The organism is Pseudomonas sp. O39 (genome assembly GCF_045447295.1).
In the GTDB taxonomy this organism is placed as follows: domain Bacteria; phylum Pseudomonadota; class Gammaproteobacteria; order Pseudomonadales; family Pseudomonadaceae; genus Aquipseudomonas; species Aquipseudomonas antarctica_A.
This window is the reverse complement of the sequence record NZ_JBJGXV010000003.1, coordinates 287,481-303,531: the sequence shown is the minus strand read 5'-3', so window position 1 is coordinate 303,531 and position 16,051 is coordinate 287,481. Positions and strand designations below refer to the sequence as shown.

The following is a 16,051-nucleotide window of genomic DNA, read 5'->3' as shown; positions in this document are numbered from 1 at the left end:
TCGCCTCGTCACCGTACATTTAAGCAGGGGACGGATAATGCAGGAGCCTGCGCGTAGAGTTCAACTCAGTCTGCTTTGTCGCCGCCCGCCAGGTTCTTCTTGGCGCCGGTCTTGAAGTCGGTCTCGTACCAGCCGCCGCCGCTCAGGCGGAAGCCCGGCATGGACAACATCTTCTTCAGCTCAGGAGCCTGGCAGGCAGGGCAATCGACCAGCGGCGCTGCGCTGATCTTCTGAATGGCTTCCAACTGATGACCACAGGAAGCACATTGATAGTCGTACATGGGCATGGAGATGTCTCGGCGATCAGATCGTTACTGCGCCACGCCCTGCCCTGTGGATAAACCCCAGGCATGCGCAGCAAAGCGCGGGATTATATCTGGTAAATCGAGGCAGTGCAGCCGGCTTTCTGCCCGAAGCCTGGCCCGCCTTGACGGTGGACCCGCTTCGCAACGGCCGTATTAATCGAGGTCAAGGGCGCTGACACGCCCTTTTAATACGTGAACCACGCACACCACCCTGACCAGCCCGCTGAAGTTCTTCACCCCTCCGTACCTCAAATGCACTTCCCGGTCGACGTAAGACAGCAACGCACTGACCGAGCAGGCATTGATCCCGGCTATCTCCGTGAGGATATTCCAGTAGATCTGTTCGAGCCGCAGGCAGGTCGAAAACCCGTTGAGCCTGACTGACCGGGACAATGGCTTGGCCAGCCCCATGTCGAACCCTTTTGCAAAGGGGTCGACCTTTATCTTATGAAAACCACCGGCTTCCATCACTCCACTACCCACTCCACGTGACATACACCTGACACTCCATTGCCAAACAGCAGCCCACGGGTTTCTCCCATTGGGCAGTGGCTCTATAAAACAGCAGGACGAGAGGGGCAGCCAGAAGACGGGGCGTTGATAATCGTAGGACAACGCCAGGAAGCGCAGAGAAACAAGCGAGCGGCGCCAGGAAGGCGCCACTCAGGCACGAAGCTTATTGATTTTCGAGCAGGGAACGCAGCATCCACGCGGTTTTCTCGTGTACTTGCATGCGCTGGGTCAACAAGTCCGCCGTGGGCTCATCGCTGACCTTGTCGAGCAATGGGAAGATCCCGCGTGCGGTACGTGTCACTGCTTCCTGGCCGGCCACGAGCTGCTTGATCATTTCTTCGGCGCTAGGCACACCCTCCTCTTCCTTGATGGAAGACAGGCGGGCGTAGATCGAATAAGCCCCCGGTGCCGGGAAGCCCAAGGCGCGGATACGCTCGGCAATGGAGTCCACGGCCAGTGCGAGTTCGTTGTACTGCTCTTCAAACATCAAGTGCAGCGTACGAAACATGGGGCCCGTGACGTTCCAATGGAAGTTGTGGGTTTTCAAATACAGTACATAGGTATCAGACAGCAGTCGTGAAAGCCCATCGACGATGGATTTACGATCTTCTTCACTGATACCAATATCGATTGCCATGTTTTTCCCCTTCAATTGACGAATATTCATTGATCAGGTGCAGGACCACTCTAGCAAGAGTACCGCCTGTGTGAAGCCCACCTCACGCAGGTGCCGTGCGACAAATCGCCCCGCTACCCCAAGGCGGTCGCTCGCCTGCGACCGGCGGGCAAGCCTTTGCGCCGGTCAGGAAACATTCAAAATGTCGCCCGAACAGCCCGCACCTGTCTAGGACAAGCGTTTGCTGCACAAATGCCCCGCTGGCTTTAACGCCCCGAAATGCTTGATTTGAGTAGGCACAGCCTTTGCTGTTAAATAGACGTCGTGTGGCTAGCCGTTTATTTCTGCGGCCGCCACATAGGCTGATACCCGCGCACGTGCTCAACGCCTCCCATTGTTCAGAAGCGAACCGTGCCAGTCAGCTCTTCCTTGTGATCCTTCTTAACGTGAGTTAATCAAAATGTTGAAAATCGTCCACCTGCTAACGGGCGTTGCAGCGTTGCTGCTGTCCTTTATACCGAGCTTGCAACAGGGAAGCCCTCCCTACCTGGAACAACACGACGCTCTGTACCTGGCGTTGTTCGGCCTTCTTAACCTGACGCTGGTACCGGTAATCCCTTACTGGAACAAAGGCACGCGTCATCAACTGCAAAACCTGGTCAGCGCCTTGCTGGTGCTGACCGTTGTCGTTCAAACCCTCACCCTCCTGGCACCGATGCCTGAAGTGGGCGGCCACCCGGCCATCCTGCTCAGCCTGGTGATTGCTGTGGTCGCCATCGTTCTTCACCTGGCCATCAGCTTCTACCGTTCGTCCCCTGCCGCTGCGTCGCAAAACTACGACATGACCAACCGGGATACCGGGACCGTCAAGTGGTTCAACACCTCCAAAGGCTTCGGCTTTATTTCCCGCGATTCGGGCGACGATATCTTCGTCCACTTCCGGGCCATCCGTGGCGAAGGCCACCGCGTTCTGGTTGAAGGCCAGCGCGTGGAGTTCTCCGTCATGAACCGCGACAAGGGCCTGCAGGCCGAAGACGTGATTGCGGCATTACCGCGTCGCTGATTCCCACCCGCAGCGCAAAAAAAACCGCGATCCAGCTTGGCTGGGTCGCGGTTTTTTATTGCGTGCTTATTAATAGTGAGGCGGCGGCGCCTCTTCTTCGGATGACTCGAACTGGCCACCCATTTCTTCCTGGCGCTTGAGCAGCGCCATCATCTGCAGTTGCAGGCGCTCAACCGCACGCTGCTGAGCGACGAGGATGCCATTGAGGGTATCGATGGTGTCGTCCTGAAAAGCCAGGCGGCTTTCCAGGTCGGTGACGCGTTCTTGCAGGTCCATGAGTCAGTCCTGGGTAAAGATGAAGCCGGCGGGCAATAACACGCGCAGTCGGCTGCGGATCGCCGCCACTTGCTCCTCGGTATAAGGCAAGGCCGGGTGTTTGCCCCAGACCGGTGCGGGCCACGCGGCGTCATCCCGTTTGCGCACAATCACATGCACATGCAGTTGGCTGACAACGTTGCCCAAGGCGCCAATGTTCATCTTGTCGGCCACAAAGCCTTCATTGAGCAGTTGCGCCAAGGCCGTTGTTTCTTGCCACAGTGTTTGTTGATCTGCGACATCCAGCTGAAACACTTCACTGATACCCTCAATGCGCGGCACCAGGATGAACCAGGGGTAATTCGAGTCATTGGACAGCAGCAGGCGACAGAGCGGAAAGTCCCCAATGGCCAGTGTGTCTTGTTGCAGGCGTTGATCTAAGGCGAACACGCGGGCACTCCGTTCGGCAGGTCGATATCAGGTGCCCAGCATACCTTTGAATGCTTGAGGCTTCACAGCGAATGCAGGGAAGCCGTGATGCAACCGAATAAAAAACCTGCACCCTTTCGAGGCAGCCGAATAATTGAGCTACGCTGATTCGGGCCTGAACGGGGTGCACCAAAATGACCCACCTGTGCTTCAAAGAGATCCGCCAACTACCCACTCAAGGGGGTGAACCGGTAACGTTTTGTTCTGGCGCAGGATTTATGTACCTCCTCACCGGTGACATACCCGGGCGTCAAGCCCAAACCAAACGACGTAAGAAGCCCGTGCTTATGCGGTTTTTACACTGCCGTAACGGTTTTCACGAAAAAATGACATTCGGTTACCGCTTTGTGCACGCTTGTTGCATTGACACCCGTATAGTCGGCAAGGGCACCCGCCTGGAAGCAGGTGTTTCGCGATAAAAATCAGCAGCGTTTGAGTGCACACCAAGGACGAATTCAAACTTCGAAAGCGGTCTGAAAACAGCACTTAAGTTGTCAGCCTTGTTACATTCGGGCTGTGAATTTGCGACATGGAACTAGCAATTTACGACAGCCTCGTAAAGAAGCTGAAAGGATAGATGGGTAAGTATCGTCAATAGGGTCTGCGTGATATAACTTTGCGCCGACACAAAAAAGAAAGAGCCGCCCAGATAAAAATACAGGTGGGACGGCAGTACTCTTCCTAAAACCAAAGGAGCAAATCACGATGCGCGTGATGAAGTGGAGCATGATCGCCCTGGCTGTTTCAGCAGGCACCTCGCAATACGCAATGGCGTCCGCACAAGACGACGCCAAGGGTTTTGTTGAAGACAGCACTTTCAGCATCAACACCCGGTTGCTGTATTTCAGCCGTGACAAGCGCAACAACGACTCCGGCCAAAGCCGCACCGAAGAAACCGGTCTTGGTTTCAACGGCCTGTACCAATCCGGCTTTACCCAAGGCACCATTGGTGTCGGTGTTGATGCCATTGGCCTTTTGGGCGTCAAGCTCGACAGCGGCAAGGGTCGCGCCGGTACCGGCCTGTTCCCTACCGGTTCTGACGGTCGCTCCGAAGACGATTACTCCAAAGGCGGCGCTGCGGTTAAGTTCCGTATTTCCAACACCGTGCTGAAAGTGGGTGATCAATACACCACCGCACCGGTGTTCGCCTCCGATGACAGCCGTCTGCTTCCAGAGCTGCCGCAAGGCTTCTCTCTGACCAGCAACGAAATCAAAGACCTGAAACTTGAAGCCGGTCACTTCACCTCGATCGTTGCCCAGGACCACACCTACAAAGACAGTATCAGCAGCTCCGAACCCAACACCGGTCGCGGCCTGAGAGATGCTAACTTCGTGGGTGGCGTTTACGCCTGGACCCCTGAGTTCACCACTAGCCTCTACTACTCGAAAGTCGAAGACTATTGGAAGAAACTCTACGCCAACGTGAACTGGACCCACGCGCTTACCGACAACCAGTCGGTGGCCGTTGACTTCAACATCTACGACACCAAAAGCGATGGCGCCGGTCTGCAACGCGCTGAAAAAGACAACACCACCAAGCTCAACAACCGTGCATTCAGCTTGCAAGGCGCGTACACCCTCGACGCTCACACCTTTACCCTGGCCTATCAGAAGGTTAGCGGTGATGGCGACTACGGCTACGGCGTAGATGGCGGCGGCTCGATCTTCCTGGCTAACTCCGTTGCACGTTCCGACTTCAACGCCGAGGGTGAAAAATCCTGGCAAGCTCGCTACGACCTGAACATGGCCAAATTCGGCGTTCCAGGCCTGAGCTTCATGACCCGCTATGTCACTGGCAGCGGCGCCGACAACGGCACCACCACCAATGCCAAAGAATGGGAACGTGATATCGAAGCCAAATACGTGATCCAGAGCGGCCCGGCGAAAGACCTGAGCCTGCGCGTACGTCAAGCGACCTATCGTTCGTCTGACGGCGTGTACTACGGTTCGGCGTCTATCGACGAGCTGCGTCTGATCGCGCAATACCCGCTGAACATCTTGTAATTGGCTGTTTGATTACAACGATGACTTAAGGCTTCGGCCTTAACTAAAAAGCCGCTCCCTTGCATGCAAAGGAGCGGCTTTTTTATTGCAGTTTTATTTCAATGGCGACATAACTAGCAAGCTAACTAACGAGATTAAACGCTTGCATCGAACCTGACCTATCGGCCAAGTTCGACGTCCTGCTGCTTAGTTATTTTGCAACCGGTTCCTGCATCACGCGAATCACTCGCTGCGGGAACGGAATATCAATCCCCGCGCCTTTCAGGCGGTCACGCGACAGTTCATTCAGCATGAACACAACGTCCCAATAATCTGCAGTCTTGGTCCAGCAACGCAACGACACCGTGATCGAGCTGTCGCCCAGGGTCGACACCACGACCACTGCCGCCGGGTCAGCCATTACGCGCGGGTCTTTCGCCAGTTCCAGCAGCACTTCACGGGCTTTCTGCAGGTCGGCTTCATAGTCGACACCCACGTCGAACACCACCTTGCGGGTAGGCTGACGGTTGGTGTTGGTGATGATGCCGTTGGAGAGGATACCGTTCGGCACGATCACGGTTTTGTTGTCACCGGTACGCAGCACGGTATGGAAGATCTGGATGCTGTCGACAGTGCCGGAAGTGCCTTGGGCTTCAATCCAGTCACCGATGCGGAACGGGCGGAACAGCAGAATCAGCACACCACCGGCGAAGTTGGCCAGGCTGCCTTGCAGCGCCAGGCCGATCGCCAGGGTAGCCGCGCCGATCGCGGCGACGAACGAGGTTGTTGCCACGCCAATCATCGAGGCCACGCTGACGATCAGCATGACTTTCAGCGCGATATTCGCAAGGCTGGTAATAAAATGCTGCAGTGCCAAGTCCGCGTTACGCAGCGCCAGCAAGCGTCCCACCCGGTGCGTCAGTCGGTTGATGAGCCACCAGCCGATGGCCAGGGTGATTACCGCCAGCAACACCCGGCTGCCATATTCCATAATCATCGGGATCCAAGACTGCGAGGTCTTGATCAGGCGATCCACTTCAGCATTCAAATCCATCTACATTCTCCAGTTTTGCGGATGTGCGGCTTTATTGACTACCTGAAAACGCAATTGAGCCCCGTAGGGCTCAAGTGTAGGCGCAGGTTCTGGGGCGTGGGACGTCAAAAACGCCCACAGGTTCCACAAAGTGCCATCAGTCGCGGAAGTTATTGAACTGCAGCGGCATGTCGAAGGTCTTCGCGCGCAGGGCAGCGATTGCTTCCTGCAAATCATCACGCTTCTTGCCAGTGATGCGAACCTGCTCACCCTGGATGGCGGCCTGGACTTTCAGCTTGGCATCCTTCACATGAGCAACGATCTTCTTCGCCAGCTCTTTGTCGATGCCTTCCTTGAGAACCGCTTCCTGCTTCATCAGCTTGCCGGAGGCGTAGGCTTCTTTGATTTCAAGGCACTGCGCGTCGATCTTGCGCTTGACCAAGGACAACTTAAGGATCTCGATCATCGCTTCCAGCTGGAAATCGGCTTCAGCGGTCAGGTTGACGGTCAGTTCCTTTTCCTTGAATTCGAAGCTGCCCTTGCCTTTCAAGTCATAGCGACGGTCCAGTTCCTTGACGGCGTTCTCGACGGCGTTGGTGACTTCGTGTTTGTCCAGTTCGGATACCACGTCGAACGAAGGCATGTCATTTCTCCAATATAAGGGGCGGGCTCAGTAGAGATGGAGCGCGCCCGAGCTAAAATGCGCAGGCATTATAGCGGTTCTTTCGCCCCGTTCACTGTGAGCGACCCTACGGAGCACAAACTCATGTCGACCACCTGGCATATTCTCGGCGCCGGCAGCCTGGGCACACTGTGGGCCACACGACTGGCGCGCGCGGGCGTGCCCGTCAGGCTGATCTTGCGCGATCAAACGCGCCTGGCCAGCTATCAGACGGCAAAAGGCCTGACCCTGGTGGAGCAAGGAGTAGAAAGCACCTACCCAGTGATCGGCGAAACACCTGACAGCCCCGAGCCGATTCATCGGCTGCTGGTGGCGTGCAAAGCCTACGATGCCCAGAGCGCCATCGCACAATTGCAACACCGATTGGTGCCGAACGCCGAACTGATCCTGCTGCAAAACGGCCTCGGCAGCCAGGACGCGGTAGCCGCGCAACTGCCCCACGCTCGCTGCCTCTTTGCCTCCAGTACCGAAGGCGCATTCCGCGACGGCGACTGGCGCGTAGTGTTTGCGGGCCATGGCTACACCTGGCTGGGGGACGTTGGCCACCCGACTGCGCCGCTATGGCTGGAAGACCTGCACACCGCCGGCATCCCCCACGAATGGAGCACCGATATCCTCACCCGTCTGTGGCGCAAGCTGGCCCTTAATTGCGCGATCAACCCGCTGACCGTGCTTTACCAGTGCCGCAACGGCGGCTTGCAAGCCCATCAGTGTGAAGTCGCGACCCTGTGCGCCGAGTTGGCCGAGTTGCTTGAATGCTGCGGTCAACCGGCTGCCGCCGAACATTTGCACAGCGAAGTGGAAAGGGTGATCCAGGCCACTGCCGCCAATTACTCCTCCATGTATCAGGACGTGGCCAACGCCCGGCGCACCGAAATCAGCTACCTGCTGGGCTATGCCTGCCTGGCGGCTGCCCGCCATCAATTGGTGCTGCCACATCTGCAACAGGTGCAGGCGCGCCTGGTCGACTACTTGCACGCACGCGGATTGGCCAGCGACTGAGGCACGCGCTACCCTGCCTACCTGTCTATCACCTGGAAAAACCCTGATGCCACTGCGCCAGCGTCTTGAAAATCTACCGGTAGGGCAGAAACTGCTGGCCGCCCTGCTGGTGCTGTTGACCACTGTATTGCTGGTGGCCAACCTGACGTTTATCAGTGCCGCCTATTGGATCTCCCAGGAAAGCATGGCGCCCCAGGCACTGCAGGCCATCGGTCGGCTGGTTTCGAGCCCGTCACTTGCCGCCGAAGCCCTCGAGTCCCCAGCCAAGGCCGACGCCCTGCTCAATGAGCTGACCAGCTATTCGCCGTTGCGCGCGGCGGCGCTGTACGACGGCGAGGGCACCCGCCTCGCGCAGATGCAGCATGGCAATCGCCTGCATCTGCCGGACAACTACCGGCATATCGAGGCGTGGCGCCTGACCGAGTTTCGCAGCAACCAGGTCATCACCCTGCCCCGTGCCGGCCAGCCTTCCGGGCATTTACTGTTGGTGGCAAGCAGTGAGCTACCGATGGCCTTCTATACCGGCACGTTGACCGCCAGCCTGGGCATCCTGATTTTCAGTGTGTTGCTCTGGCTGGTCATCGCCCGGCAGATCAAACGCCTGATCACTCGCCCGATCCACGAACTGGAAGAACTGTCGCGCCAGGTGACTCGCGAGGAGAACTACGCCCTGCGCGCCGGACGCGGCAACCATGATGAAATCGGCAGCCTGGCCGAAGCGTTCAACACCATGTTGTCGCGTATCGAAGCCCGCGAGCAACAGCTCAAACGTGCGCGCGACGACTCACAGGCTGCGTACGACCAGGCCCAAGGCCTGGCCGAGGAGACACGCCATACCAACCGCAAGCTGGAACTCGAAGTCCAGGTTCGCAGCAAGATCGAGAAAAAACTCACCGGTTTCCAGAACTACCTGAACAGCATCATCGACTCGATGCCCTCGGCGTTGATCGCGCTGGACGAACAGCTTTATGTCACCCAGTGGAACCAGGAAGCGACGGCCCTTTCCGGCACGCGCCTGGATGAAGCGTTGAATCAGCCGATCTTCCTTGCGTTCCAGCCGCTCAAGCCCTACCTGCCGCAAATCAAGGCGACGGTTGAGCAGCACACGGTGGAGCGCATTGAGCGGGTCACGTGGGTCAAGGATGACGAGCCCAAGCATTACGCCCTGACCTTCTATCCATTGATGGGCGGCGCCGGGCGCGGCGTGGTCATTCGTATCGACGACATCACCCAGCGCTTGTCCCTGGAAGAAATGATGGTGCAGTCGGAAAAAATGCTCTCCGTCGGCGGCCTTGCCGCGGGCATGGCCCATGAGATCAACAACCCGCTGGGGGCTATCCTGCATAACGTGCAGAATATCCGCCGCCGCCTGTCCCCCGACCTGCCCAAGAACCTGGAGTATGCCGAACAGGCGGGCCTCGAGCTGGACACGGTCAACCACTACCTGCAAAGCCGCGAAGTACCGCAACTGCTCGATGGCATTCAGCAAGCCGGCGCCCGGGCGGCGAAAATCGTTACCCACATGCTCAGTTTCAGCCGCCGCAGTAATCGCCAGATGGCGCCTTGCGATTTGCCGGCACTGATCGATCAGGCTGTGGAAATTGCCGGTAATGACTTCGACCTGACGATCGGTTTCGACTTCAAAGGCCAGGCGATCATTCGCCAGTTCGACCCGCAACTGGGCCCGGTTCCCGGCACGGCCAACGAACTGGAACAGGTGCTGCTCAACTTGCTGAAAAACGCCGCCCAGGCCATTCACCTGCGCGAAGACGACCGCGAGCCGGGACGAATCATCCTGCGCACCCGCCTCAATCCGCCGTGGGCGGAGATCCAGGTGGAAGACAACGGCATCGGCATGAGTGAAAACGTGCGCAAACGCACCTTCGAGCCGTTTTTCACCACCAAGGAAATTGGCCAAGGCACCGGGCTTGGGCTGTCGGTGTCGTACTTCATCATCACCAACAACCATAAGGGCCAGATGGAGGTGCACTCCACCCTCGGCCAGGGCACCTGCTTCACGCTGCGCCTGCCTTTGGCCGGCAGCCAAATGCCACCCAATGAACTGACTCAACTGGAGCAATGACCATGGGCTTTCGCCTGTCGAAGATCTACACCCGCACCGGCGACAAGGGCGAGACGGGCCTCGGCGACGGCCGCCGCGTCCCCAAGGACCACCCTCGGGTGGAAGCGATTGGCGAGGTCGACACGCTGAACAGTCAGTTGGGTTTGCTGCTGGCCAATCTTGAAGAACAGAGCGGCAAGCATCCGGCACTGACGGATGTGATTGAGGTGCTCACCCCTTGCCAACATCGTTTGTTCGACCTCGGCGGTGAACTGGCAATGCCGGTGTACAAGGCGTTGAATGCGGCCGAAATCGATCGGCTGGAAGCCGCGATTGATCGCTGGAACGAGGAAGTCGGGCCTTTGGAGAACTTCATCCTGCCCGGTGGTTCAGCGCTGATTGCTCAGGCCCACGTGTGCCGCAGCGTAGCGCGCAGTGCGGAACGGCGGTGTCAGCATTTGAATGCGGTTGAGCCGTTGGAAGGCTTGGGGTTGGCGTATATCAATCGGCTGTCGGATTTGTTGTTTGTGGCGGCCAGGGTGATTGCCAAGCGCCAGGGTGTTGCTGAAATTCTTTGGCAGGCGGCTGCTAAGCCACACTGATGTTTTTTTGGTGACTGACCTGGCCCCTTCGCGAGCAAGCCCGCTCCCACATTTGACTGCATTCCAAGGGTGGAACTCGGTCGAGTGTGGGAGCGGGCTTGCTCGCGAAGAAGCCCGTCAGAACAACATTAAACCTCAGGCCAGAACGCCCGAATGCCCGCCACACCCTGAGCACCGGCTTCCCAAGCCTGTTCCCGCTCGGCAGGCCCAACCCCACCCAACAGAAACACCGGCTTGCTGAACCCACGTATCAACTCTGCCGCCTGCTCCCAACCCAATGGCTGGGCATCAGGATGAGTCTGGGTCGGTTGCACCGGCGACAGCGTGACGAAATCCACATCCATCATTCGCGCCAGCGCCAGTTCTTCGGCGTTATGGCACGAGGCCGCCAACCAGCGATCCTTCGGCAGCGGACGGCCCTTGCTCGCATATTTACGCAACTGCGCTGAAGTCATATGCCAGCCCGCCGCCGGGAAATCCCCCAGCCATTCAAACGGCCCCTTGAGCATCAACTGCGCCTTGCCGGCACACAGGCCTACAGCGTCCACCGCCAAGTCACGGTATTTAGGGTCGTAACCATTGGGCGCACGCAGTTGAATCAGCTTGATGCCACCCGCGATGGCTTTTTGAATACCGCGCAACAGCGTCGGGGTCTCCAGCTCACCCGGGGTAATCAGGTACTCGGCCGGTAACCGTGCCGCCGCAACGATCGGGGCATTGGCCGCAGGGAACTCATAGTTGGGCAAATCCCGAGGAGCAACCCATTCCAACGGTTGCCCTTCGGCACCATGGGGCTCGCCGGTAAAGGCCGATACTTCCCAGACATCCAGCAACACCTGCTTGTCCGAGTAGTCATGCTGCACCTTGATCAGCGGTCGCGCTGTGGTGACCTGAATGCCCAGCTCTTCCTTCAACTCGCGGGACAGCGCAGTGGCGACCGATTCCTCAGCCTCCACCTTGCCGCCGGGGAACTCCCAAAGGCCGCCCTGATGCTGAGTATCCGCGCGGCGCGCCAGCAGGATTCTGCCATCGACACCGCGGATCACTGCTGCTGCTACATGCACTCGTTTCACCGCGCTTATCCTCTTGGCTATCAGGTGCGGTATTCCGCATTGATCTTCACGTACTCGTGGGACAGGTCGGTGGTCCAGATGGTTTCGCTGCACTCACCGCGACCCAGCTCGATACGAATGGTGATTTCTTCCTGCTGCATCACTGCCGAGCCTTGGGCTTCGGTGTAGGTTTCGGCACGAGCGCCACGGCTGGCAATGCACACGTCGCCGAGGAATACGTCGATCTTGCTCACATCCAGGTCAGGCACGCCGGCACGGCCAACGGCTGCGAGGATACGGCCCCAGTTCGGGTCGGAGGCGAACAAAGCGGTCTTGATCAGCGGCGAATGCGCCACGGTGTAGCCAACATCCAGGCATTCCTGGTGATTGCCGCCGCCGTTGACTTCAACGGTGACGAACTTGGTCGCGCCCTCACCGTCACGCACGATGGCCTGGGCCACGTCCATGCACACCTCGAACACTGCCTGTTTCAGCGCCGCGAACAGCGGGCCCTCGGTGGAGGTGATTTGCGGCAGGTTGGCCTGGCCGGTAGCGATCAGCATGCAGCAGTCGTTGGTCGAGGTGTCACCATCGATGGTAATGCGGTTGAACGACTTGTTGGCGCCGTCCAGCATCAGGCGCTGCAGCACGTCGCGGGAGACTTTGGCGTCGGTGGCAATATAGCCGAGCATGGTGGCCATGTTCGGACGGATCATGCCAGCGCCCTTGCTGATGCCGGTCACAGTAACGGTCACGCCGTCGTGCACGAACTGACGGCTCGCGCCCTTGGGCAGCGTGTCGGTGGTCATGATGCCGGTGGCCGCGGCAGCCCAGTTATCCACAGACAGGTCGTCCAGTGCCGCTTGCAATGCACCTTCGATCTTTTCCACAGGCAGCGGCTCACCGATCACGCCGGTGGAGTAAGGCAGCACTTGGCTGGCGTCGACGCCGGCCAGTTGCGCCAGCTTGGCGCAGGTGCGGGCTGCGGCGACCAGACCAGGCTCGCCGGTACCGGCGTTGGCATTGCCGGTGTTGGTCAGCAGGTAACGGATCGGGCCGGCAACGCGTTGCTTGGCCAGGATAACCGGTGCAGCGCAGAAGGCATTAAGGGTGAACACACCCGCGACAGTCGAGCCTTCGGCACAGCGCATCACCACCACATCCTTGCGCCCCGGGCGTTTGATGCCGGCCGAAGCGATACCGAGTTCAAAACCGGCAACCGGGTGCAATGTGGGCAAAGGACCAAGACCAACAGCCATGAATGCGCTCCTTAAAAATAGGTGATGTGTGTGCCGTCGCTATCGACGGTGAATTAATGGCAAAACGCCGCGACGGCAAAAGCCGGTCGCGGCGCGGGGTGTTGCAGCGTCAGGCAAAAATCTTAGTTGATTTCGCCGTGGCAGTGTTTGAACTTCTTGCCCGAACCGCACCAGCACAGTTCGTTGCGACCCAGCTTCTGATCATTGCGAACCGGGGCTTGAGCCAAGGCCACATCGACCTCCTCGCCCAAGACTTCCGGCGCTTCCAGACCTGGTGCTTCGTCATGCTGGAACTGCATGCGCGCGGCCAGTGCTTCGGCTTCCTGACGCAGGCGAGCTTCTTCCTCGATCGGGTCTTCGCGACGCACTTGAACGTGGGACAGCACACGAATCGAATCGCGCTTGATCGAATCCAGCAGCTCGGAGAACAGCGTGAACGACTCGCGCTTGTACTCTTGCTTCGGGTTCTTCTGGGCGTAGCCACGCAGGTGGATACCGTGACGCAGGTGGTCCATGGTCGACAGGTGGTCTTTCCACAGGTCGTCCAGCACGCGCAGTACGATTTGTTTCTCGAAGGTACGCAGTGCTTCCGCACTCGCCTGCTCTTCTTTCTCGTTGTACGCGGCGAGCAGCTCGGTCATCAGCTTCTCGCGCAGGGTTTCTTCGTACAGGTGATCGTCTTCGTCCAGCCACTGTTGAACCGGCAAGTCGACACCGAAGTCGTTCTTCAACGCGGCTTCCAGGCCGGCAACATCCCACTGCTCAGGCAGGGACTGTGGCGGGATATGGGCGCTGACGGTGGCGTTGAGCACGTCCTGACGGAAATCGGCAATGGTCTCGCCAATGTTGTCGGCGGCCAGCAACGTGTTACGCATGTGATAGATCACTTTACGCTGTTCGTTGTTGACGTCATCGAACTCAAGCAGTTGCTTGCGAATGTCGAAGTTACGGCCTTCTACCTTGCGCTGGGCTTTCTCGATGGCGTTGGTCACCATGCGGTGCTCGATCGCTTCACCGGACTGCATGCCCAGGGCTTTCATGAAGTTCTTCACCCGGTCCGAGGCGAAGATACGCATCAGGCTGTCTTCCAGCGACAGGTAGAAACGGCTGGAACCGGCGTCACCCTGACGACCGGCACGACCACGCAGCTGGTTGTCGATACGGCGCGACTCGTGACGCTCGGACGCGATGACCTGCAAGCCGCCGGATTCGAGCACAGCCTGGTGGCGTTTCTGCCAGTCGGCCTTGATCTGGGCGATCTGCTCAGGGGTCGGGTTGTCGAGCGAGGCCACTTCCACTTCCCAGTTACCGCCCAACAGGATGTCGGTACCACGACCGGCCATGTTGGTGGCGATGGTGAGTGCGCCTGGGCGACCGGCCTGGGCGATGATCTCGGCTTCTTTTTCGTGGAACTTGGCGTTGAGGACCTTGTGCTCGATGCCTTCCTTGTTAAGCAGGTTGGACACGTGCTCGGAAGTTTCGATGGTGGCGGTACCTACCAGGATCGGACGACCCTGGGCCATGCCGTCCTTGATGTCGTTGATGATTGCCGCGTATTTCTCTTCGGCAGTCAGGAACACCAGGTCGTTGAAGTCTTTACGCGCCAGCGGCTTGTTCGGTGGAATCACCATCACGGCCAGGCTGTAGATCTGGTGGAATTCGAACGCTTCGGTGTCGGCCGTACCGGTCATGCCGGACAGCTTGTTGTACAGACGGAAGTAGTTCTGGAAGGTAGTGGAGGCCAACGTCTGGCTTTCAGCCTGGATGTTGAGCCCTTCCTTCGCTTCGATAGCCTGGTGCAGGCCTTCGGACAGACGACGACCCGGCATGGTACGGCCAGTGTGTTCGTCAACCAGTACGACCTGGCCGTCCTGGACGATGTATTCAACGTTGCGATGGAACAGCTTGTGGGCGCGCAGGCCGGCATACACGTGGGTCAACAGGCCCAGGTTGTGCGCCGAGTACAGGCTTTCACCCTCGGCCAGCTCGCCGATCTGGGTCAGCATGTCTTCGACAAACTGGTGACCGGCTTCGTTGAGTTCGACCTGACGAGTCTTCTCGTCGATGGTGAAGTGACCTTCTTTGGTCACCACGCCTTCCACTTCCTCGATGTGCTGCTCCAGACGCGGGACCAACTTGTTGATCTCGGTGTACAGGCGCGAGCTGTCTTCGGCCTGGCCGGAGATGATAAGCGGGGTACGGGCTTCGTCGATCAGGATGGAGTCGACTTCGTCGATCACGGCAAAGTTGAGTTCGCGCTGGAATTTTTCTTCCATGCTGAACGCCATGTTGTCGCGCAGGTAGTCGAAACCGAATTCGTTGTTGGTGCCGTAGGTGATGTCGGCAGCGTAGGCGGCGCGCTTCTCTTCCGGCGGCTGGAACGGCGTTACCACGCCGACGGTCAGGCCGAGGAATTCATACAGCGGGCGCATCCAGTTGGCGTCCCGGCGGGCCAGGTAGTCGTTCACCGTCACAACGTGCACGCCCTTGCCGGACAGTGCGTTGAGGTAAACACCCAGGGTTGCCACCAGGGTCTTGCCTTCACCCGTACGCATTTCGGCAATCATGCCTTCATGCAAGGTCATGCCGCCGATCAACTGGACGTCGAAGTGGCGCATGCCCATGACACGCTTACCGGCTTCACGGGCGACCGCAAAGGCTTCGGGAAGCAGCTTGTCGAGGGTTTCACCTTTGGCTATGCGGGCCTTGAACTCTTGGGTCTTGGCGCGCAATTGCTCGTCCGAAAGGGCAACCATCTGCTCTTCGAAGGCATTAACCAGCTGCACCGTCTTGAGCATGCGTTTGACTTCGCGCTCATTCTTGCTTCCAAAAAGTTTCTTTAACAAAGGCGCAAACATATCGGCAGGTTCTTCCACACATAGGGATGGAGGGCGCACCGTGAGTGGCCCGAGCAGCCCTCACGGCCGCATGCGAACGCGCATTCTACCCGGAATCGTGGGTGAGGAAAGTGGCGTTGTTCCCCGATGCTGGCATGGTGCTGTGAGAGGGCCTGTTTAAAATAAGGGCTTTTGCTGGAACTTCAACCCATTGAACGCAGAAGTTAACTATTGATTTCACGGGCATTGCCCTGTTATCGCATTGCCTGGGGCCGCTCAGGCGCTTTCTGCTAAGATG

General features: G+C 58.4%; 15 protein-coding genes. 5 read left to right on the top strand and 10 right to left on the bottom strand.

The genetic code is table 11. From position 1 onward, the window contains the following. Positions 1 to 65: 65 nt before the first annotated feature. From ACI77D_RS06250 to ACI77D_RS06240, 3 genes are all read right to left on the bottom strand, one after another. Positions 66 to 287 carry an FmdB family zinc ribbon protein gene (locus tag ACI77D_RS06250; protein ID WP_017139808.1) on the bottom strand — a complete coding sequence of 74 codons (222 nt, stop codon included), beginning with the start codon at positions 285 to 287 and terminating at the stop codon, positions 66 to 68. Positions 288 to 458: 171 nt separating this feature from the next. Further along, positions 459 to 800 carry a ribbon-helix-helix domain-containing protein gene (locus ACI77D_RS06245; protein ID WP_407016243.1) on the bottom strand — a complete coding sequence of 114 codons (342 nt, stop codon included), beginning with the start codon at positions 798 to 800 and terminating at the stop codon, positions 459 to 461. Between the two features lie 181 nt (positions 801 to 981). After that, positions 982 to 1,455: a Dps family protein gene (locus ACI77D_RS06240; protein ID WP_003193874.1), complete on the bottom strand. Its 474-nt coding sequence runs from the start codon at positions 1,453 to 1,455 to the stop codon at positions 982 to 984. A 439-nt stretch (positions 1,456 to 1,894) separates the two neighbouring features. Between ACI77D_RS06240 and ACI77D_RS06235 the strand changes: the two genes are divergently transcribed. Continuing rightward, positions 1,895 to 2,497, top strand: coding sequence for a cold-shock protein (locus ACI77D_RS06235; RefSeq protein WP_064453930.1), 603 nt, complete (start codon positions 1,895 to 1,897; stop codon positions 2,495 to 2,497). 69 nt (positions 2,498 to 2,566) lie between these two features. Here the strand turns inward: ACI77D_RS06235 and ACI77D_RS06230 are convergent, their stop codons facing one another. Together ACI77D_RS06230 and ACI77D_RS06225 are read right to left on the bottom strand one after the other, a co-directional pair. Then, positions 2,567 to 2,773 carry a SlyX family protein gene (locus ACI77D_RS06230; protein ID WP_053257763.1) on the bottom strand — a complete coding sequence of 69 codons (207 nt, stop codon included), beginning with the start codon at positions 2,771 to 2,773 and terminating at the stop codon, positions 2,567 to 2,569. A 3-nt stretch (positions 2,774 to 2,776) separates the two neighbouring features. Continuing rightward, entirely contained in the window at positions 2,777 to 3,202 is a 426-nt protein-coding gene (locus tag ACI77D_RS06225; RefSeq protein ID WP_221295557.1) for an HIT domain-containing protein, read from the bottom strand. Positions 3,203 to 3,946: 744 nt separating this feature from the next. Between ACI77D_RS06225 and ACI77D_RS06220 the strand changes: the two genes are divergently transcribed. Continuing rightward, positions 3,947 to 5,245: an OprD family porin gene (locus tag ACI77D_RS06220; RefSeq protein ID WP_064453932.1), complete on the top strand. Its 1,299-nt coding sequence runs from the start codon at positions 3,947 to 3,949 to the stop codon at positions 5,243 to 5,245. A 190-nt stretch (positions 5,246 to 5,435) separates the two neighbouring features. Here ACI77D_RS06220 and ACI77D_RS06215 read toward each other — a convergent pair whose 3' ends face one another. Both ACI77D_RS06215 and ACI77D_RS06210 read right to left on the bottom strand, forming a co-directional pair. Next, the gene (locus ACI77D_RS06215; protein ID WP_064453933.1) at positions 5,436 to 6,278 is read right to left on the bottom strand and encodes a mechanosensitive ion channel family protein; all 843 of its coding nucleotides are present in this window, start codon (positions 6,276 to 6,278) and stop codon (positions 5,436 to 5,438) included. Between the two features lie 136 nt (positions 6,279 to 6,414). Next, the gene (locus ACI77D_RS06210) at positions 6,415 to 6,900 is read right to left on the bottom strand and encodes a YajQ family cyclic di-GMP-binding protein (RefSeq protein ID WP_053257767.1); all 486 of its coding nucleotides are present in this window, start codon (positions 6,898 to 6,900) and stop codon (positions 6,415 to 6,417) included. A gap of 123 nt (positions 6,901 to 7,023) precedes the next feature. Between ACI77D_RS06210 and ACI77D_RS06205 the strand changes: the two genes are divergently transcribed. From ACI77D_RS06205 to ACI77D_RS06195, 3 genes are read left to right on the top strand one after another with little or no spacing between them, the layout of a single operon-like run. Next, complete coding sequence (locus ACI77D_RS06205) at positions 7,024 to 7,941, top strand: putative 2-dehydropantoate 2-reductase (RefSeq protein ID WP_407016242.1); 918 nt, start codon at positions 7,024 to 7,026, stop codon at positions 7,939 to 7,941. A 46-nt stretch (positions 7,942 to 7,987) separates the two neighbouring features. Continuing rightward, positions 7,988 to 10,024 (top strand): ATP-binding protein, encoded by a 2,037-nt coding sequence (locus tag ACI77D_RS06200; RefSeq protein WP_064453935.1) that lies wholly within the window; start codon positions 7,988 to 7,990, stop codon positions 10,022 to 10,024. Positions 10,025 to 10,026: 2 nt separating this feature from the next. Beyond that, the gene (locus ACI77D_RS06195) at positions 10,027 to 10,605 is read left to right on the top strand and encodes a cob(I)yrinic acid a,c-diamide adenosyltransferase (RefSeq protein WP_221295560.1); all 579 of its coding nucleotides are present in this window, start codon (positions 10,027 to 10,029) and stop codon (positions 10,603 to 10,605) included. Between the two features lie 128 nt (positions 10,606 to 10,733). Here ACI77D_RS06195 and ACI77D_RS06190 read toward each other — a convergent pair whose 3' ends face one another. The 3 genes from ACI77D_RS06190 to secA all read right to left on the bottom strand — a co-directional run bounded on the left by ACI77D_RS06190 (position 10,734) and on the right by secA (position 15,774). Then, a complete protein-coding gene (locus tag ACI77D_RS06190; RefSeq protein WP_064453937.1) occupies positions 10,734 to 11,678 on the bottom strand; it encodes a Nudix family hydrolase in 945 nt (314 codons plus the stop codon). Positions 11,679 to 11,698: 20 nt separating this feature from the next. Next, entirely contained in the window at positions 11,699 to 12,916 is a 1,218-nt protein-coding gene (gene argJ / locus ACI77D_RS06185; protein WP_064453938.1) for a bifunctional glutamate N-acetyltransferase/amino-acid acetyltransferase ArgJ, read from the bottom strand. A 122-nt stretch (positions 12,917 to 13,038) separates the two neighbouring features. After that, entirely contained in the window at positions 13,039 to 15,774 is a 2,736-nt protein-coding gene (secA, locus tag ACI77D_RS06180; protein ID WP_064453939.1) for a preprotein translocase subunit SecA, read from the bottom strand. Between the last annotated feature and the right edge of the window lie 277 nt (positions 15,775 to 16,051).